Origin of the sequence: Aminobacter carboxidus (genome assembly GCF_014863355.1) — a bacterium.
Lineage (GTDB): Bacteria > Pseudomonadota > Alphaproteobacteria > Rhizobiales > Rhizobiaceae > Aminobacter > Aminobacter carboxidus.
The window spans coordinates 297241-321214 of record NZ_JACZEP010000007.1 but is presented as its reverse complement, the minus strand read 5'-3'; the positions used below and the strand labels follow the sequence as shown (position 1 = coordinate 321214).

The following is a 23974-nucleotide window of genomic DNA, read 5'->3' as shown; positions in this document are numbered from 1 at the left end:
GGGCATGTGGCGCACGGGGGCGTATTCGAACGGCTCCATGTGACGTAAACTGCCAGGTGGCGAGTCCGGTGAGGCGGGGACAGGACGCGTCGGGGCCTCAAACCTCCATTTTTATCGCTGGGGCATGGATTTTTCCGAAAGCGTAACTGCTGTCGGGCATGCTTCGGAAATTCATGCATCGGACGGGTAGTATGCATCGCGTTATCATCAGTGGCATCGGCGTTGAAATCCCCGCGGCCTCGATCAGCAACGACGAACTGGTCGAAAGCTTCAATGCCTGGGCCGACATCGAAAATGTCAGGCGCGAGGCGGCAGGGCACGAGCCGATCAAGAAATCGGACAGCGAATTCATCGTCTATGCCTCGGGTGTGAAGAACCGGCATGTCCACACGCTCGACGGTATCCTCGATCCTGAACGCATGACCCCGCGCATCGCCCCGCGCGCCGACGACGACTTGTCGGTCGAGGCCGAATTCGGCGTTGCCTCGGCGCGCAAGGCGCTCGACCATGCCGGGCTTGTCGGCGCCGACATCGACATGGTGATCTGCGCTGCCTCGCACCAGCAGCGGCCTTATCCGGCGATCTCGATCGAGATCCAGAAAGAGCTTGGCATCGAGGGCGCGGCCTTCGACATGAGCCTCGGCTGCTCGTCGGCGGCGGCTGCCCTGCATGTCGCCTACAACCTCGTGCGCTCGGGCGGGCAGAAGCGCGTGCTGATCGTCACGCCCGAGATCATCACCGGGCACCTCAATTTCCGCGACCGGCAAACACATTTCATCTTCGGTGATGCCTCAGTGGCGATGGTGGTTGAGGCGCTGGCACCGAAGGAGACCCGTCCGGGTCGCTTCGAGATACTCGACACACGCAACTGGACGCAGTTCTCCAACAACATCCGCACCAATTTCGGCTTCCTGCTGCGTGCCGGCCAGGAAAACACCTCCGTCGTCGAGATGGAGGGCAACATGATCAAGCAGGTCGGCAACAAGGTGTTCAAGGAGGTGACGCATGCGGCGCACCGCTTCATCACCGCCTTCCTTGCCGACCACGGCATGACGCCGTCCGATGTCAGGCGCTACTGGTTGCACCAGGCCAATGCACGGATGAACGCGATGATCCTGAAGCTGGCGCTCGGCCACGACGCGGACCAGGACAAGGCGCCGATGGTGCTGGAGCGGCTGGGCAACACGGCAGCGGCAGGTGCTGTCATTGCGCTCAAGGAAAATCACGAGGACATGAAGGCGGGCGACCACGGGCTGATCTGCGCCTTCGGTGCCGGCTACTCCATCGGCGGCGCGCTGGTCCGGATGATGTGAGCGGTCGTTGCGCGACCAATCACTTCGGATGATCATAGGGATCAGGCATTTTGTCTGGATTTCGCCTGGCATGCCGTTCAAAGCAGCAGTCCGAAACCGAAAGGCCAAAGATGCTCGATCCGATCATGCACCGCGAGGGCGAACCTGAAATCCTGGCCGGCCGGAAGCTTGCTGCGCGCGTTGCCGGCGTCTACATCGCGCCGGAGGACCATTTCGTCACCCAGGCGGTTGAAACGCTGCCGCTGGGTTTCGAAGGCATCGCCGGCGACGTCCATGCCGGCTACACGAGGCGCTCGGGCGGGCGCGAGCCGTGGTATCCGCGTGGCACCGAGATGCGCAACGAGCGGCAATTGTCGATTATCGCGCCCGACGAGATGGCGATCGTCGCCGAACGCATGGGGCTGGCCGAGATCAAGCCGGAATGGATCGGCGCCAACCTTACGCTCGATGGCGTGCCGATGCTGTCGATGCTGCCGGCTGGCACCATGCTGTTCTTCAAGGGCGGCGTGACGATCAAGATCGATGGCCAGAACGCGCCCTGCCGGGTCGCCGGCCGCTCGATCGCCGAGCATGCCGGCATGACCGACCACGATGCCGGCTCGCTGCTGTTTCCCAAGGTGTCGCGCCGCCTGCGCGGGCTTGTCGGCTGGGTCGAGAAGCCGGGCGTGATTGCAGCCGGCGAAGAAGTGTCGGTGCGTGTGCCCGAGCAGTGGATTTACCGGGCGTAGAGCCTCACCTTGGCGGCTCAGGGATAAGCGACCGGCATCGTCCAGGCGGGGTCGTCGTGCTTGGCCCAGTAGGCATCCTTCAGCTTGGTTGTGATCGGGCCGACCTTGCCGTTGCCCACGGCCTTGCTGTCGATCTTCGTCACGGGCATGATGCCGCCGGCGGTCGAGGTGATGAACACCTCGTCGGCGCCCAGTAGCGCTTCGACGCTGACATCAAGGGCTTCGGCGACAAGGCCGGCCTCGGCACAGAGGTCGAAAACGCTACGGCGGGTAATGCCTGGCAGGACGCCGGTGGCCGGCGTCGAAAGACGCCCGTCCTTTGCGGCGAAGACATTGAAGCCCGGCCCTTCCGCGACGTTGCCGTTGAAGTCGAGCAACAGGGCGGTTTCGGCATTGTTGTCATAGGCGTCGTAAAGGCCGCGCACGAGATCGAGCCAGTGGTAGTTCTTGACGGCGGGATCGATCGAGACCGGAGGGATGCGCATGCGCTGGCTTATCGAAACGTGCAGGCCGCGCTCGAGCTGTTCGGGGTTGGCGACCGAACCGAACTGCACTGCAAACGCCATGAAGCGGTTGATGGCGTCGCGTGGGTCGCGGCTGAAGGTCGGCGAAGCGCCGCGGGTACACAGCATCTCGACATAGGCCGCGCGATGACCCGAAAGTGCTACGCAGTTGTGCAGGACCTGGGTGACGCCTGCCCGGTCGAAGGGGATCGACATGCGCAGCCGCTCAAGCCCGCCAAAGAAGCGCTCTATGTGCAGGTCGAGGCGGAAGAAGGCGCCGTTCCAGACATGGACGGTGTCGTAAGTCGCGTCGGAATGCAGGAAGCCCCAGTCGAGCACCGAAATCTTCGCCTCCGACATCGGCACATATTGGCCGTCGAGGAAGGCAACACCTGAGGGATAGGAATGCGGGTCGACGTGGCGGCTTGCGAGTGCAGGCAATTGTTTTGGTGCGAGATCCATGGTTCCTCTCCGCTTTCCGGACTTTCGGGGAGAATTTGCCCGCTAGCGATGCGCCATTTCAGTCAAAATGCCGGGCCAGATGAGGCGAACCGATCAAAATTCGGGCTTCGGTGAAGCAACTGCTTTCTCTCCGACAGCGACCACCGTGCGACAGGCTCGGAGCTAGACCGCGACGCGCGGTTCGAACTTGACGCGGTCGAGCATGATCATCGAGCGGAACTTGCGCAGGTTCGGATTGGCGTAGAGCCATTTCTGCGTGAAGGCCTCGAAAGCCGTGATGTCCTCGACGGTCACGACGACGACGAAATCGGCCTCGCCCGTGACCATGTAGCACTGGGTGACTTCGGGCGCGTCACGCATCTGCCGCTTGAACGCGTCGACGAGGTCGCGCCGCTCGGCTTCCAGTTCGATGTTGATCACCGCCGTCAGCGATTTGCCGACGGCCCTGGGGTCGACGAGAGTGATGTCGGCAAGGATGACGCCGGCATCGCGCAGCCGCTTGACCCGGCGCACGCAGGAGGCTGCCGACGATCCGACCCGCTCGGCCAGATCGGCAAAGGACAGCCGGTTGTCTTGCTGCATCACGGCCAGGATGCGGCGGTCGAGATCGTCCAGCGGCTGGGCGGTGCTGCGCGGCTTGTCCATCATCCCTCCTCGTCGTCGGGATCGAGCAGGCGGGTGGCGCGCCAGCGGGTCAGAGTGGTGTTGGTCTGGTCGATAACGAAGAAACGCGCGGAGTCGCGGTCATAACCTTCGGACAGGAGCTTGTCGTAGTCGGTATGGGCATGGCGGACATGGGCGACGGTCGCCAGCCACACCGCGATCGATGGCGGCAGCGTTTTCATATGCACGGCCAGCGCTTCGGTCCTGATCGTCTCGATGTCGGCGTAGGGCGCCAGCGGCAGCAGCGCGGTCAGCGCCTTGGCGACGGCACGGCGGCGGCCGGTGGGGGCAACCATGCTCAGGCGTCCTTGCCCGGACGGCTGGCATCAGGAAAGGCGTCGACCGAGGCGAAGTAGGGCTTGAGGTCGATGACCGGCGTGCCGTCGAGCGCGTCGATGGCATCCAGCTCGATGCGCCCGGCCTCGAAATCGAGCGACACGATGCCCGCGACATGCAGCCCGATCGGGTTCGGCCGGGCAGGCGAGCGCAGGGCAAAAACACCTTTTGCGTCAGAGGCATGGCGCGGCTTCTGGACAATCAGATTCCGCGGCGCCTGTTCGAACCAGGAGAGCACGACGACATGGCTGAAGCCGGCGAGACCGGCAAGGCCTGGCCGGTAAGGTGCGTCGACAATAACGAACGCGCCGCCGCCACGCTCACGCGCGGCATTCATGTTTTTGGGGCAGTCCTCGCGCAGCTTCCAGGGCGAAGCGATGCGGCCGATATAGGCGAGGCCGGCGTCGGACGACTGCGCTGCTGGATCGCCTGCCAGCGCTATCTCGCCCTCGCGCTGTTCGAACATCTGCATCGGCACCTCCCACGGTCGCGCCATTTTCTTGCCCGCATGCGACATTGGGCGTTGCAATCCTCAGCTTCGTCACATAAAGATATGTTTATGTCTTTTGGCGAGAACCAAAGCCGATGCATGTGACGCTCGACACCATGGTAGATACCTTGAAGGCGGCAGCCGAATCCAGCCGCCTTCGCATCCTGACGCTGCTTTCGCGCGGCGACCTGACCGTATCGGATCTGACCGACATCCTCGGCCAGTCGCAGCCGCGCGTGTCGCGCCATCTCAAGCTGTTGCTCGAGGCCGGCCTGATCGACCGCTACCAGGAAGGCTCGTGGGCCTTTTTCCGCCTCTCCGATGCCGATCAGGCGCGCGGCTTCGTGCAGGGGCTGGTGTCAAGCATCGATACCTCCGACAGCCAGGTGGTGCGCGATTTCGAGCGTCTCGGCGACGTCAAGCACAAGCGTCAGGAGCGCGCGGCCCGCTATTTCAGCGCCAATGCCGCGAGCTGGGACGAGTTGCGTTCGCTGCACGCGCCCGATCGCGCCGTTGAGGCAGCACTGGTCAAGCTCGTTGGCAAGCGGTCGTTCCAGTCGATGCTCGACCTCGGCACCGGCACCGGCCGCCTGCTTGAGATCTTTGCCCCGCTCTATCGTCGCGGTGTCGGCATCGACCAGTCGCGCGAGATGCTGGCGGTCGCCCGCGCCAATCTCGACAAGGCCGGTGTCGCCAACGCCCAGGTGCGCCAGGGCGACATTTTTTCGCCGCCGGTCGAGCGCGACGCCTTCGACCTCGTCACCATCCATCAGGTTCTGCACTATCTCGACGATCCGGCCCGCGCCATCCAGGAGGCTGCGCGCCTGCTGCGTCCGGCGGGGCGGATTGTGATCGTCGACTTCGCCCCGCACGGGCTCGACTTCCTGCGCTCCGAGCATGCGCATGCGCGCCTTGGCTTCTCCGACCGGCAGATCGAGGACTGGCTGTCCGAGGCCGGGCTGGAACTCGAGGAGACCCAGGAATTCGAACCGCGCTCGTCGACCAAGGCAAGCCTCACGGTCAAGCTGTGGCTTGCGCGTGACAAGCGCCTGCTGGTCGCTGATCCCAATCCTGAATTGCAAGCCCAAAGGGAAACTGCCTGATGAACCAATTTCCGCTCTCCAGGCGTTCCGACATCGGCAACAAGATCCGTGTTTCCTTCGAGTTCTTCCCGCCCAAGAACGACGATATGGAAGCGCGCCTCTGGGAAACCGTGACCAGGCTCGAGCCGCTTCGCCCGCAATTCGTCTCGGTGACCTACGGTGCTGGCGGCTCGACGCGCGAGCGCACCGCCCGTACCGTCAAGCGCATCCTGCAGGAATCGACGCTGACGCCCGCCGCGCACATGACCTGCGTCGATGCGACCCGCGAGGAGGTCGACCAGGTGATCGCCGAGTTCGCCGCCATGGGTGTGAAGCGCTTCGTGGCGCTGCGCGGCGACCCCAAGGAAGGCGTGGGCGCGGCCTACCAGCCGCATCCCGGCGGCTATGCCAATGGTGCTGAGCTCGTCGGTGCGCTGAAGGCGCAGGGCGATTTCGACATCTCGGTCTCGGCCTACCCTGAAAAGCACCCGGAAAGCCCTGATTTCGCAACGGATTTCGACATGCTGAAGCGCAAGGTCGACCAGGGCGCGACGCGGGCCGTGACCCAGTTCTTCTTCGACAACGATCTCTACGAGCGCTACGTCGAGCGCGCCCGCAAGGCCGGCATCTATATTCCGATCGTGCCGGGTATCCTGCCGATCCACAGTTTTGGCCAGGTCGCCAATTTCGCCTCGCGCTGCGGCGCCCATGTGCCGGGCTGGCTGGCAGAGCGTTTCGAGGGCCTCGACAAGGACCCGCAGACGCATGCGCTGGTGGCGTCTGCCGTGGCGGTCGAACAGGTGCTCGACCTCGTCGAGCGCGGTGTCGGTGATTTCCACTTTTACACGATGAACCGCGCCGACCTGGTGGTTGCGGTATGCCACATGATCGGCATCCGGCCGCAGCCGCTGGTGCAGGGGGCGGCCGCAGCCTGAGCGCGCCATAGCCTACTCTGAAAAACCAAAAAGGCCGGGAGGGTGATCCCGGCCTTTTCGAAGCTTTCCACCTTAGAGGTGCTATCGTCTTCCGCCGTCTTAGCGGCCTTTTATGGAAGAACTCCAACGATGAGCGCGCCGATGAATGCAAACGCGGCGCAAATCATGAGTGCATTGATTGACCTAGTCAGTCCCATGCATAGCCTCCTCTGCGCAAGCCACAGGCCGGAATCTAGGGTCATTTCGGTCACACACAAGCGAAAAATGTGCTGCATTGCGACAAGATTGTGGAAAATGCGACGCATTCTCCGATCTTAGTCTTTGGAATTACTCGCCAAAAGCGGTCGTCACGGTTGTGGAGAAATTGTGGCTAATCGATTAGCCGCGACAGCGCCACGCGGCTCGCTGGGCGGGCAACTGGGCAGTGCAGCAATCCCGACTTATGCATCACCACTCCGACCACAGGTCTGGTTTCGCGGTCACGCTCCCGCCGGCTGGCGCCGCCTGAACAGGCGTCCGTCGATGGTGACAAGCCCGAGCGCGATGAGCGCCATGCCGCCGAGTTCGAACGCTTCGAGTCGCTCGCCAAGGAAACTCACCGACAAAAGCATCGCGCTCGCCGGCACGATCAGGGTGACCAGCGAGGTGTTGGTGGCGCCGGCCGATGCCACCAGCTTGAAAAACAGGATGTAGGCGAAAGCGGTGGCGATGAGCGCCAGCGCGAAGGTGGCGAGCCAGGCATTGGCGCTGGCCGCAAACAGGCCAGACGTGCCGTATACCGCCAGTACGATCGGCACCATGATGATGCTGGAGGCCGTCAGCTGGCCGGTGGCGATGATCGCCGGCGGCACGCCCCTGAGGCGTCGCGCCACCATCAGCGCGAAGGCATAGGACAGCGAGGCGCCGACAAGCGCGAACTTTGCCCAGACCGGACCGCCGAGACCGGCGACGATGCCGGGGCCGACCATGATGGCGGTGCCCGCGATGCCGAGTGCCGTGCCGGCGAGCTTGTTCCAGTTCAGCTTTTCGTCGCTGGTCAGCACGTTGGCGACGATCAGCGTCCAGAACGGCGTGGTGGCGTTGAGCACGGAGGCGAGGCCGGCGCCGATCTCGGTCTGGCCAAGGCAGATCAGTGTAAACGGGATGACGTTGTTCAGCACCGCAAGGCCAAACAGGATGCCGGCATGGGGCAAAGCGAGGCGGAAGGAGGGGCCTCGCAACAGCAAAAACAGGTGCAGTGCCACGCCGGCGATCAGCACCCTAAACAGGACGAGCTTGAGCGGCGCGATCTCGGCGACGGCGATATGAACGCAAAAGAACGATCCGCCCCAGATGAGGCCCAGAAGCAGCAGCCTTGCCCAATCGCGTGCACTCATGTCCGCTTCCTTCTTCGCTTTGTCACATTCGACAGCTACGCGCGATTCTCGGGTAGGGCCACCCGATTCCATTGGGTGACGCAACGCTCCTGCTGCCAAACGCGCTCGGGTTGCATCGCTGTCCGCTTGGTTTAGATTTCGGCCGGCAAACGAGGAGCTTCCATGCAGCGATTCGAAAATGCACGCGAGGCCGCTCTCGCTCTTCGCCCCGATGCCCCGGTCTACTGCTTCCGGCCGGAAGTGCTGAAGACCGACGCCCGTGCCTTCATGGAGATGTTTCCCGGCAGGACCGCCTATGCGGTCAAGACCAATGGCGAACTGATCGTGCTCAAGGCGCTTGTCGAGGCCGGCGTGACCATGTTCGACGTGGCTTCGCCCGGCGAGTTCGCGGCGGTCAGGGAGGTCTCCGCCGAAGCCGAGATGATCTACATGCATCCGGTCAAGGCGCAGTCGGACATCCGGCTGGCACTGGAGACCTACGGCATCAGGGTGATCGCGGTCGACCACGAGGACGAGATCAACAAGCTGACCCGTGTCGTGCGCGCGCTCGACATCGACCCGGGCGCGATCACTGTGTTCGTGCGCGTCCAGACCAAGGGCTCGGCTGCGTATGAGCTGTCAAAGAAGTTCGGCGCGGGGCCTGCCAATGCGGTCGAGCTTTGCGAGCGGCTCAACCGCTACGGCTACAAGGTCGGCCTGTGCTTCCATGTCGGCTCCCAGATCGAAGACCCCGACACCTATGAGCGGGCATTGGCTTCGGTCGACTGGGTGCGCAATCGCGTCAGCTTCGATCTCGCCGGGCTCGACGTTGGTGGTGGCTTTCCGGCCGAATACGGCCACGACCCCAACTCCAAGAAGCCGGTTATGCCTTCGATCGGCCAGATCATGTCGCGCTTTCGCGGCGACCTGAAGGAATACAATTTCGACGAAATGCCGCTCGTCGCCGAACCGGGGCGTGTGATCGTGGCGCGCTGCCTGTCGCTGATCGTGCGGGTGCTGCTGCGCAAGGGCAGGCGGCTCTATATCAACGACGGCATCTGGGCGTCGCTGTCGGATTCATGGACCGGCAAGATCACCTTGCCGGCGCGCTTCATCCCGGATCCGGCGATCCGTACCCGCAACGGCGATGCCGACAAGATCGTGCCGTTCAAGGTCTGTGGCGCGACCTGCGATTCCGTCGACATCCTCTCCAGGCCGTTCTGGCTGCCCGAGACCATCGACACCGGCGACTGGATCGAGATCGGCCATATCGGGGCGTATTCGCTGTCGCTCAGGACCCGCTTCAACGGCTTTTATCCCGACACCTTTGTCGAGGTGACCACGCCGTTCGACGAGGGCGACGCGCCACAGGGGTTTGCGAGCCTCGAGACGATGGCGGCGGAGTGATGAACGAAGCTAATAGCGAATAGCGAGCAGGAAATAGTGAGGAAACGCGGCTTGAATCGCGGCGTGAGGACTCCGATCTACCTGTTACTCACTACTCACCTAAGGCCTTCCCATGCACGTCTTCCTCCTCGGTGGCACCGGTTTCATCGGTCGCCATGTCCTGCAGCGTTTGATCGAGGGGGGGCATGAGGTGACCGGCCTCGCGCGTTCACAAGCGTCGGCTGAACGTATCGAGGCGGCAGGCGCGATGCCGCTGCTCGGCGATCTGCGCAAGCCTACGGAATGGGTCGGCAAGCTAACGCCCGTTGACGCCGTGATCCACGCCGCCGCCGATTTCGGCGACGACATGGGTGAGGTCGAGGCGGCACTGCTCGATGCGCTGCTGCCGGTGCTCGGCGCGATGCCGAAGCAGCCTCGCTTCGTCTACACCGGCGGCTGCTGGCTGTTCGGGGCAACAGGAGAGCAGGTGGCCACCGAAGAAAGCCCCTTCGCCCCGCTGCCGGCCTTCGGCTGGATGATCGACAACATGCAACGCGTGCTGGACGCGCCGGAAGTCGAAGGCGTCGTCATCCACCCCGCGATGGTTTATTCCAGCGAGGGCGGCGTGTTTTCGTCGTTCATGGATGCACTGCGCGACGGTCGTGGTGTCGATGTCATCGGCTCGCCCGAGGTCGTCTGGCCCCTGGTCCATGCCGCCGACCTGGCGGACCTGTATCTGCGGGCCATGGAACAAGCGCGGCCTGGTTCGGCATACAACGGCTCGGCCATACCAGGCATGACCGTCGGCGCAATCATATCAGGCGTGGCGGATTACCTTGGTGCGGACCGTCCCGAACTGCGTACCGCCAGCGTCGACGAGGCTGCGGAACGGCTCGGTGAATGGGCGCGCGGCTACGCCATCAGCCAGCGGCTGAGCGGCGAGAAGGCGCGCAGCGAACTTGGCTGGAAGCCGGCCCATCACGACGCGGCATCGTTGTTTTAGAGAGCGAATAGGGAGTGGCGAATAGGGAAGCAGGTGAAATGCCTACTCGCTACTCCCTCACAGGTTCGCCAGCAACTCGTCGGTCGGCCAGCCGTCGACGGGTAGCTTGAGCCGCATCTGTTCCTGGCGGATGGCTTCGCGGGTGTTGGTGCCTAGAATGCCGTCGATGCCGCCGACGTCGTAGCCCTTGTCGTGAAGCTTCTGCTGCAGGGCCTTCATCGCGTCGCCTGTCAGGCCGGCGTCGGGATTGCCGCGGTCGAAGGCCGGCTGGCCGGCGAGACGGGCAGCAAGGTGTGCCGCGGTCAGCGTGTAGGTCGCCGACTGGTTCCACTCGAGATAGACGTCGTAGTTGTCGTAGGTCAGGAAGGCCGGGCCCTTGCGGCCCATCGGCAGCACGATGCCGGCCTTGAGGCCATTGTCCTTGATCGGGGTTCCGTCGCGCATGGTGACGCCCATCGCCGCCCATCTGGCGAGCGGCTGCTTGTTGGTGCGGCCGGTTTCTTCCCAGGCCATTTCGGCTGGCACGCGAACCTCTTCGATCCATGGCTCGCCACGCTTCCAGCCGCGCGACTGGATCTTCTTGCCGGTGGTCAGGATGACGTCGGCCGGGGTATTGCGCAGGTCGACGATGCCGTCGCCGTCGCCATCGACGCCGCGCGCCAGGTAATCCGACGGCAGGATCTGGGTCTGGCCGATTTCGCCGGCCCAGGCACCCTGGACGTCGGCGGGCAGGACGTTACGGTCGATCAGGGTCAGCAGCGGGATCACCTGCGGCCGGAACAGATCGGGCCGTCGGCAATCATGCGCCAGCGTGACGAGTGCGTTGAGCGAGTTGAATTTGCCCTGCACCGCGCCGAAATCGGTTTCCAGCGCCCAGAAGGCGGCAATCACCGGACCGGGCACGCCGTAGTCCTGCTCAGCGATGGTGAAGTACTGGCCGTATTTCTGCAGGTTGGCTGCACCGTGCTTCAGCCGGTAATCGCTGATCATGCGCTCGGAGAATTGTGTAAAGGTCTGGGCGAACACGCCCTGGGCGCGGTCGCGCTCCAACACCTTGGGATCGAGGCCGGCGTTTGCCAGAGCCGAGAGGCCCTTTTCGCCGACGCCTGTGGTGCGCGCCTCATTGGCGAGGTTCTGCTTCCAGGTGGCGAAATCGTCGCCGCATTCCGAGGTGACTACCGGAGCGCCTTGCGGCACCGCAGCGGTATCCTGGGCAATTGCCGGCATTGCGGCGGTGGCGAAAAGGGCGGCGACCAGCGCCTTGCTCAGCAGTTTCATGGGCAGCTCTCCTGCTTGGCCTGTCAGGCTTTCGCGGAACGGCGAAAACAGGCAGACGGCCAGCTCAATGTCTTGCCGCGCCTTCTACAGAACCGGGGCGAGGGCCGCACCCCCTCTTCTTGTCGCATCTGCCATGCGAATATGCAGCCCGGTGGTGCAGTCCGGGCTATCTGGTGTTGGCAGCGAGCCACTTCTTCCAGCTGGCTTCGCTGCCGTTGAAGACGTTGATGTCGGCGTCGCCCCTGATGCCGGGCACGACACCTGTGCCAGTGTATTGCCAGAAGGTGAAAGGGTGGCTGCCATATCGCGACGTCGGGTGGCCGGCGACCGAACGCAGCCAGTAGGGATAGCCGCGGAAGGTCGACAGGTTGTTGTCGTCGAAGAAGTCGATCGAGGTGTAAATGATCGGCTTCTTGCCATAGTGCTTCTCGACCATTTCGAGGAAGATCTTCATCTCGCTGCGCACCGTGGCGGCAGGCGGACGAAGCTTGCAGCTCGGCGACTGCGGGTTCCATTCCATGTCGAGGATCGGCGGCAGGGCCGAGCCTTCTCTCGGTACATTGTCGATGTACCAGCGCGCCTGCTCGGCGGCGGGGCGGCAGAAATAGTAGAAATGATAGGCGCCGCGCGGCACGCCGGCGGACTTGGTCTCGCGCCAGTGCTCGGCGAAATAGTCGTCGACACGGTCGCCGCCCTCGGTCGCCTTGATGAAGGCGAAGGAAATGCCACTGCCCTTGGCCTGCTGCCAGTCGATCGAGGTCTGGTACTTCGAAACATCGGTGCCGTGCACGGCATAGGTCCAGGGCGCGCCGCTTTCCCACTGGTGCGGGTCGCTGTCGCTGAAACGCGGATTCTTGACCGAAACGGAGGCCATGCTGCCCGGCTTGCCGACGGGGCCAAGCGACAGGGTATCTGAGGTCGAGCAGGCGCCGAGGAAGGCGAGCAGCACAAGAGCCGAAACGCGGCGCATTACTTCTCCTTGCGGCCGGCAGGAACCGGCCAGAGCACATCGTTATGGGGCAGGCCCTGCGGCCCGGATACTATTCCGATGGATCAGCGGTTTCCCCGAGACGCCGCATATCCCCCTCTGTGATCGCCGATCATGGTTGATAAACCGTTGATCGCGCTCGACAGCCTCAAAGATTTGGCGGAGGAATGACGGCAATTCCATGGCGGAAGCATGATGTCGGGGCGGGGACAGCAATGCGTATCATCGGCAAGATCGTGAAATGGCTGGTTGCCCTTGTTGTGCTTGTTGTCGCCGGCATGTCGGGCTGGCTCTATTTCGCCCCGCCGGCGCTGATCAGGGTGGGCTCGGGTTATGCCGCCAAGATCGTCTGTTCCAACGTCTTCATGGCTGGCCGCGATGCCAATCAGGTGCTGGCCGACGACGTCCAGGCGCCGGGCCATCCGCTTCTCAGGCTGATGTCTGTCAGCGTCGACGACAGTGCAGGCACCGTCCGCGCCGGCCTGTTCGGCATCTTCGGCAGGGGGCTCGCGGTTGTTCATGACGGTGCTGGCTGCAGCAACGTGCCGGACGGAGACATCGCTGCAGCGGCGCTCGGCGCGGTTCCGGCAGCGCCCGTGGCCAATGCGGAAGCGCTGTGGCCCGAGGGCGAGAAGGTCGATGCTTCACAGAACCCGGCGATCTCAGCGGTGCTTGACGATGCGGCCCTTGCTGGTCCGGGCATGCGGGCCATCGTCGTCGTGCAGAACGGCCGCATCGTTGGCGAACGTTATGCCGAGGGTTTCAGCGCCGCAACGCCGCTGCTCGGCTGGTCGATGACCAAGACGGTGACGGCTGCGATCATCGGTACCCTTGTCGGCGAGGGCAAGATGGCGGTCGACAAGACGGCGCTGTTTGAGCCGTGGAAGGCCGACGGGCGCGCCGCAATCAGCCTTGCCGACCTGATGGCGATGTCGAGCGGTCTCGAATTCAACGAGGACTACGGCGACGTCACCGACGTCACGCAGATGCTGTATCTCGAGCCTGACATGTCAAGCTTCGCCGCGGCCAAGCCATTGGCGGCGGATGTCGGCAAGAAATTCTCCTATTCCAGCGGCACGACGCTGATCCTGTCGCGGCTGTGGCAAGATGCAGTCGGCGATCCGGCCAAGGCATTGTCGTGGCCGCGCGAAAAGCTGTTTGGGCCGCTCGGCATGACCAGTGCCGTGCTGGAGGCCGATGCGCGTGGCACCTTCGCCGGCTCGTCCTATCTCTACGCCACGGCGCATGACTGGGCGCGTTTCGGCCAGTTCCTGCTGCAGGACGGGGCCTGGAACGGCGCGCGCATCCTGCCCGAGGGCTATGTCGCCTGGATGCGCGAGAAGGCGCCGGCTGCCACGCATGGCGAGTATGGCCGCGGGCAACTGTGGCTGCAGGGACCGGAGGGTGGCACGCCGGAAGGCGAGGACCCCGATGTCGGCTTCGACCTGCCCGACGACGCCTTCTGGATGCAGGGCCATGACGGCCAGACGGTGGCAATGGTGCCATCGGCCAATCTGGTCGTCGTCCGGCTCGGCCTGACGCCGTCCAAACTGCGCTACAAGCCGCAGGCGATGCTGTCGGCATTGGTCAACGCGGTGCGCTGAGGTCACGGCAAAAGTCGCAACCAGGTGATCGTCGAATGCGGATTGGTGAATTCCGCATTCGACGTCGCAGCTGGACTATTCCTGGCGCGCCTGCCGCTTTTTTGCGCCAGGGCGCGTCGGCCTGCCAGTCGCCGGCGGTCCTGAAGGTCTGTCGCGAACGCAGTTCACTCAGCGCCGCCGGCCGCGAATTGTTCGCGCAGTCACGCAAGCTGAAGACCAGCGGTAACGATGCCGACAGGCTACGCAAATATCTCATGCGCTTCGGCTTGAGCTTCGAGGCCGTAGCCCCAAGACGCTGATCAGCAGCGACGCAAGCTATGCCTTGATCCCGCCGACGACGACGAGCCAGGCATAACCTCGGTAAAGCGAGGTGAAGCTTGTACTTTTGCCGGCGGCGCGGGCCTGGGCGGCGATTTCGGCAGCCAAGGTCTCGCGTGGCGTGACATGGAAACGTGCGAGCCAGCCGCGCAGCAGGTTGCGGAACCAGGCCGGTAGCCGTTCCTGCTGGCCGAAGTCGACGATGTGGACCGAGCCTACTGAGGCTGCCAGTGCCGCCGACACCGAGCGCTCCCAACCGGGGATCATCGACAAGGCGTAGGAGATGAAGACGCGGTCGAAGCCGGCGCGCCCGAACAGGGCGGCGGCGTCGAACGAGGTGGCGTCGGCCTGCGCCAGAGATATGCGATCCGACAGGCCGGCCCGGGCGATCGATGCCCTGGCCGTCGCCAGCATCTCTGCTGATATGTCGAGGCCATAGAAATGGGCGTTCGGAAAACGTCTGGCAGCGAGAATCAGGTTGCGCCCGGTGCCGCAGCCGAGTTCGAGCACGGTGCCACCCGTGGGCGGGGCGAGCTCCGAGACCATGCGGTCGCGGCCGAGCAGGTAATATTTGCGCGTCAGGTCGTAGATGTGGCGCTGATGCCGGTAGACGCTGTCCATCAGCCCGGAATGGCCGGCCGAAAGCTCGGGCGCGCTCATCAGGATTTCTTCACATAGAGGTGGAAGCCGCCATAGATCGCCGAGCGGTCGCGGGCGGTGTAGTCGCGCGATGCCTGCTCCTCATAGGCCCACTGGTCGAGCAATGCCGGCGACAGTCGGCCGGGCAACAGGCTGGGTTCGGCCGCGGTGCGGAAGATGACCCGGGCGCCGGATGCGGCGGTGCGGGTGATTTCGGTCCACAGTGCATTGAGCTGGTCGTCGCTCATCCAGTCCTGGGCATCGAGCAGCACGTAGCGGTCGACCGAACCGGCATCCTTGCCGGCCAGCAGTTCGGTAAAGTTGGCGTGATGGATGGAAACGCGATCGATGTTGGCGCGGATCGTCGCGTAATTGTCCTGCTCGAGATAGGCGGGCAGAGCGGCTTCGCCCGGCTTCGGATAGCGGCGGGCGAAGGCCTGCCAGGCGAAGTAGTTGTTTTCGAGGGGGAAGTCGCAGGCCAGCTTCTCGAGCCTGGCTTTGAGCACGCCGGCCATCGAGCCGTCGCCCGAGGTTAGCAGCGAGTCATATTGCGCCGGCGGGATGCCGAGGCCGAACAATGAGGATTTGCGTGCGGTGATGAAGCGCAGCATGCGGCGCTCGAACACCGGCGCGATCCGTTCATCGAAGAAGCGGCGCTGTTCGGCCTGGCTGCCGGTTGCCATGATTGCGGCCGGGTCGACGCCGTAAAGCTTGGCGACACGGTGGCCGGCGGCGATGAACAGGCCGAGCAGGCCGGTCTTGTAGAAATTGCCGTCGAAGGTGGCGATGCGGCGCTTGCCGCGCCAGTTGCGGCTTTCCCAATAGGCACGGCTCGAGGCATCGAGATGGGGCGCGATGAAGCGATCATAGGCATGCGAGTTGTGCTCGACATCGGCCTCGCCGAAGAAGCGGAACAGGTCGCCTTGCGTCGGCAGGTGGCGTACCGCAGCCAACTTCATCCGGTTCAGTGCGATATGGGCGCCATTGAGATCGACGGCGTCGATCCTGGCTGGCGAGCGGGTGAGATAGGCAAGGATATTGCAGCCGCCCGAGGCGATGGTGACGACCTTGTGGCCCTCGCCAAGCTGCATCGCTTCCATGTCGACGTCGGGGTCTTCCCAGATCTGCGGATAGACGAGGCCCGAAAACAGCAGCGCAAAGAGCCGCTCGGACAGCCCTTCCTTGGAAAGGGCGCGGTTCTGGTAGACCGCCTTTCCAACTTTCTTGCCGCGACGAAAGACAAGTTCTCCGGAAACGTCGGTCATGGAAATGCGATTCCCCGCTTCGTTGGTTGGGCGCAGCGGGTAGCCTACCGGCGTGACAGCGCGGTGACGGTGCGATGACGGCGGCACGACAGGGCCTATGTGACAGGCCGACTCCGAACGTTACGAAACTACGCGGGGGACCTGCGCATTTCATCTCCGACGCCCGCTGGACGGGCCGTTGTCGAAAGGAGATTGTTATGAAGAAGCTCATTCTCGCGTCGGTTTCTGCCATTGCGCTGTTTGGCGTTGCCGCCTGTAGCGACAATACCGACAGCACCACCACCGAAAGCGTGAACCCACCTGCGACCGAGCAGCCGGCACCGATGACGCCTGCGCCCGCGACGCCTGAGGCCACGCCGCCGGCGACCGACAACACCACGACCAAGAGCATCACGCCGGCGCCGGAAAGCGGCACGAGCGGCGAGATGCAGAACAACGACGCCATGCAGCCCAAGCCAGTAGAGCCGGCTGCACCCGCACAGTAATTTTGCGGGAGGAGGCAAGCCCGGGGCATTCGCTCCGGGCTTTTCTTTTGTGCCGAGTTAGCGCGTCACCCGGGCGCGACGGCCGAGCGCGACAATGGCGATGACGGCGAGCGCGAACACCAAGGTTCTCACGCCGACAAGTTCGCCAAGCAGGAAGGCGGAGATGGCGAGGGTGACGAAGGACTGCAACAGCTGAACCTGGCTGACGCGGGCAATGCCGCCCATGCCGAGTCCGACGTTCCAGGCAAAGAAGCCAAGGAACATCGAGCCGAAGCACAGATAGAAGAAGGCAAATGTCTGCGCCGACGAGGCGGCTGCGAACTCGGGATGCCAGCTCAACAGCGCTCCGGGGATCGAGATCGGCGCGGTCAGGATCAATGACCAGCAGATGACCTCCCAGCCGGGCATGTGGCGCGACAGCTTGCCCGACACGACATAGCCCAGGCTCGCCGACAGTGCTGCAAGGAACAGGAACAAGTCACCTGATGAAAGCTGCATGCCGCTGTCGCTGATGGCGAAGGTGACAACGAGGGCAGCGCCTGCGACACCGCAGATCCAGAAGAAGGCCGATGGGCGCTCGCCGCCGATGATCGCGGCAAAGATGCTGGTGGTCAGTGGGAGCACGCCGAGTACCACCCCGCCATGCGAGGCTGGCACCGTCTGCATGGCGATGGACGAGAAGATCGGGAAGCCGAAGACCAGCAGCAGACCTGCAAGGAACAATGCTGGCGCATCGCTTCTCGGAAACCGCTTGCGCAGGACCAGCAGCAGCAAGGCTGCAGCAAGCGACGCCATGGCAGCGCGGCCGTGGGTCACGAACCACGGCGAAAAGGTTGCCAGTGCAACACGCGTCGCCGGCAAGGTGCCGCCGAAGATGACGACGCCGAGCGTGCCAAGGGCAAGTCCGATCGTCTCGCGGGAGAATGCATGTGCCGGCTGGGTGGTGTTGCGCGCGTCCATGGCGCAGATCGATACCGACACTTGGCTTTTGCGTCGTGAAAATTCCATTGGTCCAGAATCTTGGTCCAGAGCGGACTGTTGCCGACAAAGTTATGCCTCGCGCGCAAAGTCATCTCGCATTTGCGAATGTTTCATCCTAAGAAGCGCCATGTCGATTTGGGACCGTCTCGGCGACTTCATCGCACGTATCTCTGCGTCGGCGGCAAATGGCGTCGCTGACGTCGTGGAGGCTGTGCGCACCGTCTTCTCAGGAGACGCCGAAACCCGTCGCCGCGTGGCGTTCTCGGTTGCGATGATCGCGCTGTCGGCCAAGATGGCCAAGGCCGATGGCGTCGTGTCGCAGGACGAGGTTCGCGCCTTTTACGAAATATTCGCCGTACCTCCCGAACATGCGCGCGACGTGGCGCGGCTCTACCATTTCGCGCAGCAGGACGTTGCCGGCTTCGAATACTATGCCGAGCGCATGGCAAAGCTGTGCGGTTCGGGGCACACCAATTGCAGGATGCTGGAAGACATTCTCGACGGCCTCTTCCACATTGCCAAGGCGGACGGGATCATGCACCAGTGCGAGGGCAGTTTCCTGCATCGCGTGTCCGAGATCTTCCATATCGAAGAGGCGCACTACCAGACCATCGTGGCGCGGCATCTCGATCTTGGCGACACCGATCCCTACCGCGTGCTCGGCATCGAGCGTGGCAAGCCGTTCGAGGATGTGCGCAAGCACTATCGCAAGCTTGTCGCCAGCAATCATCCCGATAAGCTGATTGCGCGCGGCCTGCCCGAAGAGTTCATCAGGATCGCCACGACGCGCATCGCCGCGATCAATGCGGCCTACGAGATGATCGAAAGGGGACTCCGGCACGCATGAGCGGTTTTCAACCCGACCAACCGCATGCCGAGGTACGGCTTTCGCCCAATTTCGGGCAGCGGCGCGACGAGATGAAGCCCGATATGATCGTGTTGCACTACACCGGCATGGAAACCGGTGACGGGGCCGAGGCTTGGCTTTGCAATCCGGCAAGCGAAGTGTCGTCGCACTACCTGGTCCACGAGGATGGGCGCATCGTTCAGATGGTGCGCGAAAGCGACCGCGCCTGGCATGCCGGAAAGAGTTCCTGGCGCGGTGACACCGACATCAATTCCTGCTCGGTCGGCATCGAGATCGTCAACCCCGGCCACGCGCTGGGCTACAGCTCGTTTCCCAAACGCCAGATGGACGCGTTGATCGAGCTGTGCCTCGGCATCGTCGAGCGTCACAATGTGGCGCCGGAGCGCGTTTTGGCGCACTCCGACGTTGCCTTGGGACGCAAGGTTGACCCAGGCGAGAAGTTTTCCTGGCGGATGTTGGCGCAAGCCGGTGTAGGTCATTGGGTCGCACCTTCGCCGCGCAACGGGCACGCAATGCTGCAACCGGGCGACGCCGGCGCGGCAGTCGAGGAACTGCAATCGATGCTGGCACTCTATGGCTACGGCGTCGAGATCACCGGGCGCTTCGATGCGCAGACAGCGGTAACTGTTCAAGCATTTCAACGACATTTCCGCACGAGGTGCGTGGATGGCGTCGTCGATTCTTCGACTCTTTCGACGCTGCGGCGGCTGCTCGCCGCGCTTCCAGGCGGGCTTGACTAGCCTAGGGTTGGTGATTCGCCAGATTACAACCTGTCACGTATTGTGACTTGTCCGGCCATTTTTCCCGCCAGTTCCCCCGTCACATGCATTCCCGTGCAAGGCGCCGGCTAATCCTGCATGCCCCAGAAGAGGGCCCCGGCGTTTAGGAAGGGATGCTGCGCGATGGCTTTCGGCTGTCGCTCGGCCTGTTCGAGAACAAGGATAACATGAAGAATTTGACCGTTTTAGCGGTGGCATTTGCCGCCGGCCTGACCTCTTTTGCCGCTCACGCCCAGGACGGCGCTGTCAGGGCCTCGAAGGCGATAATTGAGACCAACAAAAAAGCCAACGCAAACAAGTCAAACAAGACCACTGACGATTGCCCCTATCTGTTCGGCTGCAGTGCCAAGAAGGAAGCTGCGATCGACAACTTCAAGACCGCGTCAATCGGTGCCAAGGGCGCCAAGACGGTGAAGGAGCAGGCTGGCAAGACGGCCAAGGCGGCCAAGGCGAATGCGCCCTATGGTGAAATCGTTGCCCGCTATGCTTCGTCCTACGGCGTGCCGGTGTCGCTGGCCCATGCCGTGATCAGCGTCGAAAGCAACTATCGTCCGAATGCACGTGGCAGCGCCGGTGAAATCGGCCTGATGCAGATCAAGCCGGCAACGGCACGCATGATGGGCTATTCGGGTTCGGCCAAGGGCCTGTTCAATCCCGAAACCAACATCAAGTTCGGCCTCAAGTACCTTGCCAAGGCGCATGAGCTTTCCGGCGGTACGACCTGCGGCACGATCCTCAGGTACAATGCCGGCCATGGCGCTAAGCGCATGAACCCGATTTCCGCTGCCTATTGCAAGAAAGTCCAGGCCCGCATCGGCGGTTAACGGCTGACGGAATGGATGGTTGCCGGCCGCATCGGTCGGAAAATCGGTCTCGATGTTCGAAAGGCCCGAAGCGCAGGTTCAGTGAACAAGAGCATGCTTTGTGCGTCCAATCGGACGCACGGCGCTCTTGAGGCGAATGTTTTCATTTGCCTTTTGCCGAGCGAACCATTCTATACGCCTTGCCAGCTGGCCGGGCGGCCGCACCTGCAATTGCCGAAAGGCAGCGGGTGAGGAAAGTCCGGGCTCCATGGATACACGGTGCCGGTTAATGGCCGGCGGGGGCGACCCCAGGGAAAGTGCCACAGAAAGCAAACCGCCGCGGTTTCCGCGGTAAGGGTGAAAGGGTGGGGTAAGAGCCCACCGCGCGACTGGCAACAGGAGCGGCAAGGTAAACCCCACCGGGAGCAAAACCGAATAGGGGTGGTGCGAGGGGAAACCCTCAGGGCTGTCTCCGGCTCACCGCCCGGGTAGGTTGCGTGAGGCGCATGGCAACATGCGTCCAAGAAGAATGGTCGCCACGTTCCCGTGCCGCAAGGTGCGGGGGCCATACAGAACCCGGCTTACAGGCCAGCTGGCGCTTGCCTCTTTGCCCATGCCGTCAATGCGTTGCGCCGATTTCCGCGCGTGTTGATTCAGGCGCGGATGACAGGTGGTTATGGTGCTCAGCGAAGCAGCCTGCCGCTGACCTTTGAGCGCTCAGCCGGCAATCCGATCCAGCGATGCCTTCATCGCGGCCCACAGTTCTTCCACTGGTTCGCAGCCGACCGATAGCCTGATGAAGCCAGGTGTGACCGCGTCGCCGCGGCGGAGCCGGCGTTCGGCAACTGTGTGCACGCCACCGAATGAGGTGGCAGAATGCATCAGTTCGCAGCCATTGATGAAGTTTTCCGCCCGTTCCTCGGAGCCGAGGTCGAAGCTGATCAGGAAGCCGAAGCGGTCCATCTGGACGCGGGCGAGGTTGTGCGAGGGGTCGCCTTCCAGGCCAGGATAGCGCAGGGCGCTGACCGCCGGGTGGGCTTTGAGGCGCGGTGCGATGGTTTCCGCCGACGAGCACATGCGGTCGAAGCGCAGTTCGAGCGTTTCCAGGCCACGATGCACCAGCCAGGCCTCGAACGGGCCGGGGATGCCGCCGGCGTTCTGCCGCCATTCGGTGACGGCGGCTATGACATCAGGGTTGCGGCTCGCGACATGGCCGAACAGCACGTCGGAATGGCCATTGGGCGCCTTGGTGTCGGCGGCAACGACGATGTCGGCGCCGAAGTCGAGTGGGCGCTGGCCGAAGGGTGTCATCGTGGTGTTGTCGACGATGAGCAGTCCGCCGGCCGCATGTACCGCCTCGGCGACGGCCGTGATGTCGCAGATGTCGAGCGTCGGGTTGGAAGGGCTTTCGACGAAGATCAGGCGATAGCCGTCGAAGCCGCCATCAAGGAAGCTTGCCGTTGGTCGCACGTCCGTTTTGACGCCGAAGGCGCCGAGGAAGCGGTCGGCCAGGATGCGCGTCGTGTGATAGCCGTCGGAGGCGACAAGGATGCGGTCGCCGGTCTTTAGCAGGGCAAAGAAGGCGGCCGAAATAGCGCCCATTCCGGACGGAAATGCCACGCACTGTGCGCCTTCGAGGTGACCGAGCATGTCTTCGGTGGCCGACCAGTTGGCGTTGCTGAAGCGGCCATACTGGTTGTGGCCCGTCGCGTCGCCGGGCGCGTGATAGATCGAGGCCATGGTCAGCGGCATCGGGATCGGGTCGCCGAGCGCGAGCTGCGAGCGGCGCAGATGGGCGAGGGTGGCGGCGCGGCCCTTCATGGTCTCGGACATGGTCTGCGGTTCTCCCTGGCATGCACACGGCACGTCAACGCTAGGGGCTAGGCCCTTGCGCGGCAAGACGGAAAGCGGCCGCTGCATTGGGCCACGTAAGACTTCGTTAGCCTTAAGGGATCATAAAAATCGGGAAGCCGCGAAAGGGTCCGAAAGGGCCGTTGTGGTCGCCAAGTGTACCCAGTTCCCGTTGACGCCCATATCACCCCATGTTATCCCAAATCGGTAACCATGATTTCGTTCCAGTAAAGGGTAAGGCGTTCGCCGATCCGGCAGTCGCGGCGGCTGCAGGTCGGAGCGCATTTGCCCTGCGACGGAGGCATTTTGGGATTGAGCCGGGCCATCGGGGCACGGACGGCATGACAATGAGGGGCGCGGCCGCGGAAGTGGCCGGATCAGTCGATGGATCGGTTTCTGTCAAATGCGGTGAACAGGATCGATGCGAAGGGACGGGTCTCCGTTCCGGCGCATTTCCGTGCCGTATTGCAGAAGCGCGGTTATGCCGAGCTCTACGCGCTGCGGGCGCTCGACGTGCCGGCGCTGGATGTCGGCGGGCTCGACCTGCTCGACCGCTACGAGCAGCGCATCGCCCAAGAAGATCCGTTCCTGCAGACGGCGGACGACATGTCCTTTTTCATCCATGGCGACAGCACTTTCCTGAAGCTCGATCAGGACGGACGCATTTCTGTTTCGGATTTCCTGCGCGAGCATACCGGCATCACTACGGACGTGGCCTTTGTCGGGCGGGGACAGTTTTTTCAGATGTGGGAGCCGGAGCGGCTGCGCAGCCATGGCGCGGACGTGCGTGCCCGGCTGCTGAAGCTTCGGCAGGGGACGAAGCCTGGGGAGCGACCGGAATGACGGCTGGCCACGGCGATGACCATCTTGCTGTCGGCGGACCGGCCCGCCACATTCCGGTCCTCCTCGCCGAAGTCTTGAAGGCGCTGCACCCGCAGCCGGACGACGTTGTCGTTGACGGCACGTTCGGGGCCGGCGGCTACACCAAGGCCATCCTGGCGACGGGCGCTTCGGTCGTGGCGATCGATCGCGATCCCGACGCCATTGCTGCCGGGCGCGAACTCGAAGCGCGATCGAACGGCAAGCTCCGCCTCGTCCAGGCACCGTTCTCCAGCCTCGACGAGCATGTCGAGCTTGTCGACGGCGTGGTGCTCGACATCGGTGTGTCCTCGATGCAGCTCGACCAGGCGCAGCGCGGCTTCTCGTTCCGCGCCGACGGTCCGCTCGACATGCGCATGGCCCAGGCCGGTGCCAGTGCCGCAGACGTGGTCAATCGCTTCAAGGCCGGCGATCTCGCACGCATCTTCGGCTTCCTCGGTGAGGAGCGGCATGCCGGGCGTATTGCCCGGATGATCGAAAGCCGTCGCGAAAGGAAGCCGTTCGAGCGCACACTCGATCTGGCCGACGCCATTGAAACCCATGTCGGACGGGCGCCGAAGGATAAGATCCATCCGGCGACGCGCGTGTTCCAGGCGCTGCGCATCTATGTCAACGACGAACTCGGCGAATTGGCGCGCGCGCTATTCGCCGCCGAACGCGCGCTCAAGCCCGGCGGGCGGCTGGTCGTCGTCACCTTCCACTCGCTCGAAGACCGCATCGTCAAGCGCTTCATCACCGATCGTTCGTCCAGCCCATCGCGTTCGCGCTACATGCCGGAGCTCGAAACCATCGTCACGACCTTCGACAAGGCCGGCGGTGCGGTCGGTCCGAGCGACGCCGAGACGGCGATCAATCCGCGTTCACGTTCGGCCAAGCTGCGCGCCGCAGTTCGCACCGCAGCCGTGCCGCGTGCCAAAGACTTTTCCATTTTCGGACTTCCGAAGCTTCCCGACGTCGGTCAATCGGGAGAAAGGTGAGCC

The 23974-nt window shown here is 63.5% G+C and carries 25 protein-coding genes and 1 other RNA gene; 15 read left to right on the top strand and 11 right to left on the bottom strand.

The annotated features are described in order from the left end of the window. Window positions 1-191: 191 nt before the first annotated feature. Together IHE39_RS21985 and IHE39_RS21980 are read left to right on the top strand one after the other, a co-directional pair. Window positions 192-1313 carry a beta-ketoacyl-ACP synthase III gene (locus IHE39_RS21985; RefSeq protein ID WP_192567952.1) on the top strand — a complete coding sequence of 374 codons (1122 nt, stop codon included), beginning with the start codon at window positions 192-194 and terminating at the stop codon, window positions 1311-1313. A 110-nt stretch (window positions 1314-1423) separates the two neighbouring features. Further along, on the top strand, window positions 1424-2041 hold the full coding sequence (locus IHE39_RS21980) for an MOSC domain-containing protein (RefSeq protein ID WP_184767108.1): 618 nt from the start codon (window positions 1424-1426) through the stop codon (window positions 2039-2041). A gap of 17 nt (window positions 2042-2058) precedes the next feature. Here IHE39_RS21980 and IHE39_RS21975 read toward each other — a convergent pair whose 3' ends face one another. From IHE39_RS21975 to tsaA, 4 genes are all read right to left on the bottom strand, one after another. Beyond that, window positions 2059-3006: an aminotransferase class IV gene (locus tag IHE39_RS21975; protein WP_192567951.1), complete on the bottom strand. Its 948-nt coding sequence runs from the start codon at window positions 3004-3006 to the stop codon at window positions 2059-2061. 162 nt (window positions 3007-3168) lie between these two features. Beyond that, the gene (locus IHE39_RS21970; RefSeq protein ID WP_246485596.1) at window positions 3169-3654 is read right to left on the bottom strand and encodes an Lrp/AsnC family transcriptional regulator; all 486 of its coding nucleotides are present in this window, start codon (window positions 3652-3654) and stop codon (window positions 3169-3171) included. After that, on the bottom strand, window positions 3651-3965 hold the full coding sequence (locus tag IHE39_RS21965; protein ID WP_192567950.1) for a DUF2293 domain-containing protein: 315 nt from the start codon (window positions 3963-3965) through the stop codon (window positions 3651-3653). Before IHE39_RS21965 ends, IHE39_RS21970 begins: the two co-directional genes overlap by 4 nt. 2 nt (window positions 3966-3967) lie before the next feature. After that, window positions 3968-4471: a tRNA (N6-threonylcarbamoyladenosine(37)-N6)-methyltransferase TrmO gene (tsaA, locus tag IHE39_RS21960; RefSeq protein ID WP_192567983.1), complete on the bottom strand. Its 504-nt coding sequence runs from the start codon at window positions 4469-4471 to the stop codon at window positions 3968-3970. Window positions 4472-4590: 119 nt separating this feature from the next. Between tsaA and IHE39_RS21955 the strand changes: the two genes are divergently transcribed. Then, window positions 4591-5598: an ArsR/SmtB family transcription factor gene (locus tag IHE39_RS21955; RefSeq protein WP_192567949.1), complete on the top strand. Its 1008-nt coding sequence runs from the start codon at window positions 4591-4593 to the stop codon at window positions 5596-5598. Next, entirely contained in the window at window positions 5598-6512 is a 915-nt protein-coding gene (gene metF, locus IHE39_RS21950; RefSeq protein WP_184767113.1) for a methylenetetrahydrofolate reductase [NAD(P)H], read from the top strand. The genes IHE39_RS21955 and metF overlap by 1 nt, the downstream gene beginning before the upstream one ends. A 479-nt stretch (window positions 6513-6991) precedes the next feature. Here metF and IHE39_RS21945 read toward each other — a convergent pair whose 3' ends face one another. After that, a complete protein-coding gene (locus IHE39_RS21945) occupies window positions 6992-7888 on the bottom strand; it encodes a DMT family transporter (RefSeq protein ID WP_184767114.1) in 897 nt (298 codons plus the stop codon). Between the two features lie 162 nt (window positions 7889-8050). Here IHE39_RS21945 and IHE39_RS21940 point away from each other — a divergent pair, with 162 nt between their 5' ends. Continuing rightward, window positions 8051-9274, top strand: coding sequence for an alanine racemase (locus IHE39_RS21940; RefSeq protein ID WP_192567948.1), 1224 nt, complete (start codon window positions 8051-8053; stop codon window positions 9272-9274). Window positions 9275-9386: 112 nt separating this feature from the next. Next, a complete protein-coding gene (locus tag IHE39_RS21935; RefSeq protein ID WP_192567947.1) occupies window positions 9387-10256 on the top strand; it encodes an NAD-dependent epimerase/dehydratase family protein in 870 nt (289 codons plus the stop codon). Window positions 10257-10313: 57 nt separating this feature from the next. Here IHE39_RS21935 and IHE39_RS21930 read toward each other — a convergent pair whose 3' ends face one another. Continuing rightward, a complete protein-coding gene (locus IHE39_RS21930; protein WP_192567946.1) occupies window positions 10314-11534 on the bottom strand; it encodes a lytic murein transglycosylase in 1221 nt (406 codons plus the stop codon). A 166-nt stretch (window positions 11535-11700) separates the two neighbouring features. Continuing rightward, the gene (locus tag IHE39_RS21925) at window positions 11701-12504 is read right to left on the bottom strand and encodes a glycoside hydrolase family 25 protein (protein WP_184767118.1); all 804 of its coding nucleotides are present in this window, start codon (window positions 12502-12504) and stop codon (window positions 11701-11703) included. A gap of 233 nt (window positions 12505-12737) precedes the next feature. Here IHE39_RS21925 and IHE39_RS21920 point away from each other — a divergent pair, with 233 nt between their 5' ends. Beyond that, complete coding sequence (locus IHE39_RS21920; RefSeq protein ID WP_192567945.1) at window positions 12738-14126, top strand: serine hydrolase domain-containing protein; 1389 nt, start codon at window positions 12738-12740, stop codon at window positions 14124-14126. A 35-nt stretch (window positions 14127-14161) separates the two neighbouring features. Further along, a complete protein-coding gene (locus IHE39_RS31280; RefSeq protein WP_491844518.1) occupies window positions 14162-14425 on the top strand; it encodes a hypothetical protein in 264 nt (87 codons plus the stop codon). 16 nt (window positions 14426-14441) lie between these two features. Here the strand turns inward: IHE39_RS31280 and IHE39_RS21915 are convergent, their stop codons facing one another. Both IHE39_RS21915 and IHE39_RS21910 read right to left on the bottom strand, forming a co-directional pair. Further along, the gene (locus IHE39_RS21915) at window positions 14442-15104 is read right to left on the bottom strand and encodes a class I SAM-dependent methyltransferase (protein WP_192567944.1); all 663 of its coding nucleotides are present in this window, start codon (window positions 15102-15104) and stop codon (window positions 14442-14444) included. After that, window positions 15104-16348 carry a BtaA family protein gene (locus IHE39_RS21910; protein WP_192567943.1) on the bottom strand — a complete coding sequence of 415 codons (1245 nt, stop codon included), beginning with the start codon at window positions 16346-16348 and terminating at the stop codon, window positions 15104-15106. The genes IHE39_RS21915 and IHE39_RS21910 overlap by 1 nt, the downstream gene beginning before the upstream one ends. 197 nt (window positions 16349-16545) lie before the next feature. On the opposite strand from IHE39_RS21910, the gene IHE39_RS21905 reads away from it, so the two are divergent. Next, entirely contained in the window at window positions 16546-16833 is a 288-nt protein-coding gene (locus IHE39_RS21905) for a hypothetical protein (RefSeq protein ID WP_192567985.1), read from the top strand. Between the two features lie 57 nt (window positions 16834-16890). Here IHE39_RS21905 and IHE39_RS21900 read toward each other — a convergent pair whose 3' ends face one another. Further along, complete coding sequence (locus IHE39_RS21900) at window positions 16891-17814, bottom strand: DMT family transporter (RefSeq protein ID WP_343070120.1); 924 nt, start codon at window positions 17812-17814, stop codon at window positions 16891-16893. Between the two features lie 127 nt (window positions 17815-17941). On the opposite strand from IHE39_RS21900, the gene IHE39_RS21895 reads away from it, so the two are divergent. The 4 genes from IHE39_RS21895 (at window position 17942) to rnpB (ending at window position 20864) form a co-directional block, all read left to right on the top strand. Continuing rightward, window positions 17942-18661 carry a J domain-containing protein gene (locus IHE39_RS21895; protein WP_192567942.1) on the top strand — a complete coding sequence of 240 codons (720 nt, stop codon included), beginning with the start codon at window positions 17942-17944 and terminating at the stop codon, window positions 18659-18661. Then, a complete protein-coding gene (locus IHE39_RS21890) occupies window positions 18658-19422 on the top strand; it encodes a peptidoglycan recognition protein family protein (RefSeq protein ID WP_192567941.1) in 765 nt (254 codons plus the stop codon). Before IHE39_RS21895 ends, IHE39_RS21890 begins: the two co-directional genes overlap by 4 nt. 152 nt (window positions 19423-19574) lie before the next feature. Beyond that, the gene (locus tag IHE39_RS21885; RefSeq protein WP_246485595.1) at window positions 19575-20285 is read left to right on the top strand and encodes a lytic transglycosylase domain-containing protein; all 711 of its coding nucleotides are present in this window, start codon (window positions 19575-19577) and stop codon (window positions 20283-20285) included. A gap of 182 nt (window positions 20286-20467) precedes the next feature. Then, window positions 20468-20864: RNase P RNA component class A (rnpB, locus tag IHE39_RS21880), an RNA gene on the top strand. A 117-nt stretch (window positions 20865-20981) separates the two neighbouring features. Here rnpB and IHE39_RS21875 read toward each other — a convergent pair. Next, a complete protein-coding gene (locus tag IHE39_RS21875; protein ID WP_184767129.1) occupies window positions 20982-22097 on the bottom strand; it encodes a cystathionine gamma-lyase in 1116 nt (371 codons plus the stop codon). A 402-nt stretch (window positions 22098-22499) separates the two neighbouring features. On the opposite strand from IHE39_RS21875, the gene mraZ reads away from it, so the two are divergent. After that, window positions 22500-22958 carry a division/cell wall cluster transcriptional repressor MraZ gene (gene mraZ / locus IHE39_RS21870; RefSeq protein WP_055969736.1) on the top strand — a complete coding sequence of 153 codons (459 nt, stop codon included), beginning with the start codon at window positions 22500-22502 and terminating at the stop codon, window positions 22956-22958. Further along, a complete protein-coding gene (rsmH, locus tag IHE39_RS21865; RefSeq protein WP_192567940.1) occupies window positions 22955-23971 on the top strand; it encodes a 16S rRNA (cytosine(1402)-N(4))-methyltransferase RsmH in 1017 nt (338 codons plus the stop codon). The genes mraZ and rsmH overlap by 4 nt, the downstream gene beginning before the upstream one ends. Window positions 23972-23974: the final 3 nt, after the last annotated feature.

Coding starts and splice junctions, on each gene's coding strand:
- IHE39_RS21985 (WP_192567952.1), top strand. CDS start 192: ATGCATCGCGTTATCATCAGTGGCATCGGCGTTGAAATCCCCGCGGCC.
- IHE39_RS21980 (WP_184767108.1), top strand. CDS start 1,424: ATGCTCGATCCGATCATGCACCGCGAGGGCGAACCTGAAATCCTGGCC.
- IHE39_RS21975 (WP_192567951.1), bottom strand. CDS start 3,006: ATGGATCTCGCACCAAAACAATTGCCTGCACTCGCAAGCCGCCACGTC.
- IHE39_RS21970 (WP_246485596.1), bottom strand. CDS start 3,654: ATGATGGACAAGCCGCGCAGCACCGCCCAGCCGCTGGACGATCTCGAC.
- IHE39_RS21965 (WP_192567950.1), bottom strand. CDS start 3,965: ATGGTTGCCCCCACCGGCCGCCGCCGTGCCGTCGCCAAGGCGCTGACC.
- tsaA (WP_192567983.1), bottom strand. CDS start 4,471: ATGTTCGAACAGCGCGAGGGCGAGATAGCGCTGGCAGGCGATCCAGCA.
- IHE39_RS21955 (WP_192567949.1), top strand. CDS start 4,591: ATGCATGTGACGCTCGACACCATGGTAGATACCTTGAAGGCGGCAGCC.
- metF (WP_184767113.1), top strand. CDS start 5,598: ATGAACCAATTTCCGCTCTCCAGGCGTTCCGACATCGGCAACAAGATC.
- IHE39_RS21945 (WP_184767114.1), bottom strand. CDS start 7,888: ATGAGTGCACGCGATTGGGCAAGGCTGCTGCTTCTGGGCCTCATCTGG.
- IHE39_RS21940 (WP_192567948.1), top strand. CDS start 8,051: ATGCAGCGATTCGAAAATGCACGCGAGGCCGCTCTCGCTCTTCGCCCC.
- IHE39_RS21935 (WP_192567947.1), top strand. CDS start 9,387: ATGCACGTCTTCCTCCTCGGTGGCACCGGTTTCATCGGTCGCCATGTC.
- IHE39_RS21930 (WP_192567946.1), bottom strand. CDS start 11,534: ATGAAACTGCTGAGCAAGGCGCTGGTCGCCGCCCTTTTCGCCACCGCC.
- IHE39_RS21925 (WP_184767118.1), bottom strand. CDS start 12,504: ATGCGCCGCGTTTCGGCTCTTGTGCTGCTCGCCTTCCTCGGCGCCTGC.
- IHE39_RS21920 (WP_192567945.1), top strand. CDS start 12,738: ATGCGTATCATCGGCAAGATCGTGAAATGGCTGGTTGCCCTTGTTGTG.
- IHE39_RS31280 (WP_491844518.1), top strand. CDS start 14,162: ATGCGGATTGGTGAATTCCGCATTCGACGTCGCAGCTGGACTATTCCT.
- IHE39_RS21915 (WP_192567944.1), bottom strand. CDS start 15,104: ATGAGCGCGCCCGAGCTTTCGGCCGGCCATTCCGGGCTGATGGACAGC.
- IHE39_RS21910 (WP_192567943.1), bottom strand. CDS start 16,348: ATGACCGACGTTTCCGGAGAACTTGTCTTTCGTCGCGGCAAGAAAGTT.
- IHE39_RS21905 (WP_192567985.1), top strand. CDS start 16,546: ATGAAGAAGCTCATTCTCGCGTCGGTTTCTGCCATTGCGCTGTTTGGC.
- IHE39_RS21895 (WP_192567942.1), top strand. CDS start 17,942: ATGTCGATTTGGGACCGTCTCGGCGACTTCATCGCACGTATCTCTGCG.
- IHE39_RS21890 (WP_192567941.1), top strand. CDS start 18,658: ATGAGCGGTTTTCAACCCGACCAACCGCATGCCGAGGTACGGCTTTCG.
- IHE39_RS21885 (WP_246485595.1), top strand. CDS start 19,575: ATGCTGCGCGATGGCTTTCGGCTGTCGCTCGGCCTGTTCGAGAACAAG.
- IHE39_RS21875 (WP_184767129.1), bottom strand. CDS start 22,097: ATGTCCGAGACCATGAAGGGCCGCGCCGCCACCCTCGCCCATCTGCGC.
- mraZ (WP_055969736.1), top strand. CDS start 22,500: ATGGATCGGTTTCTGTCAAATGCGGTGAACAGGATCGATGCGAAGGGA.
- rsmH (WP_192567940.1), top strand. CDS start 22,955: ATGACGGCTGGCCACGGCGATGACCATCTTGCTGTCGGCGGACCGGCC.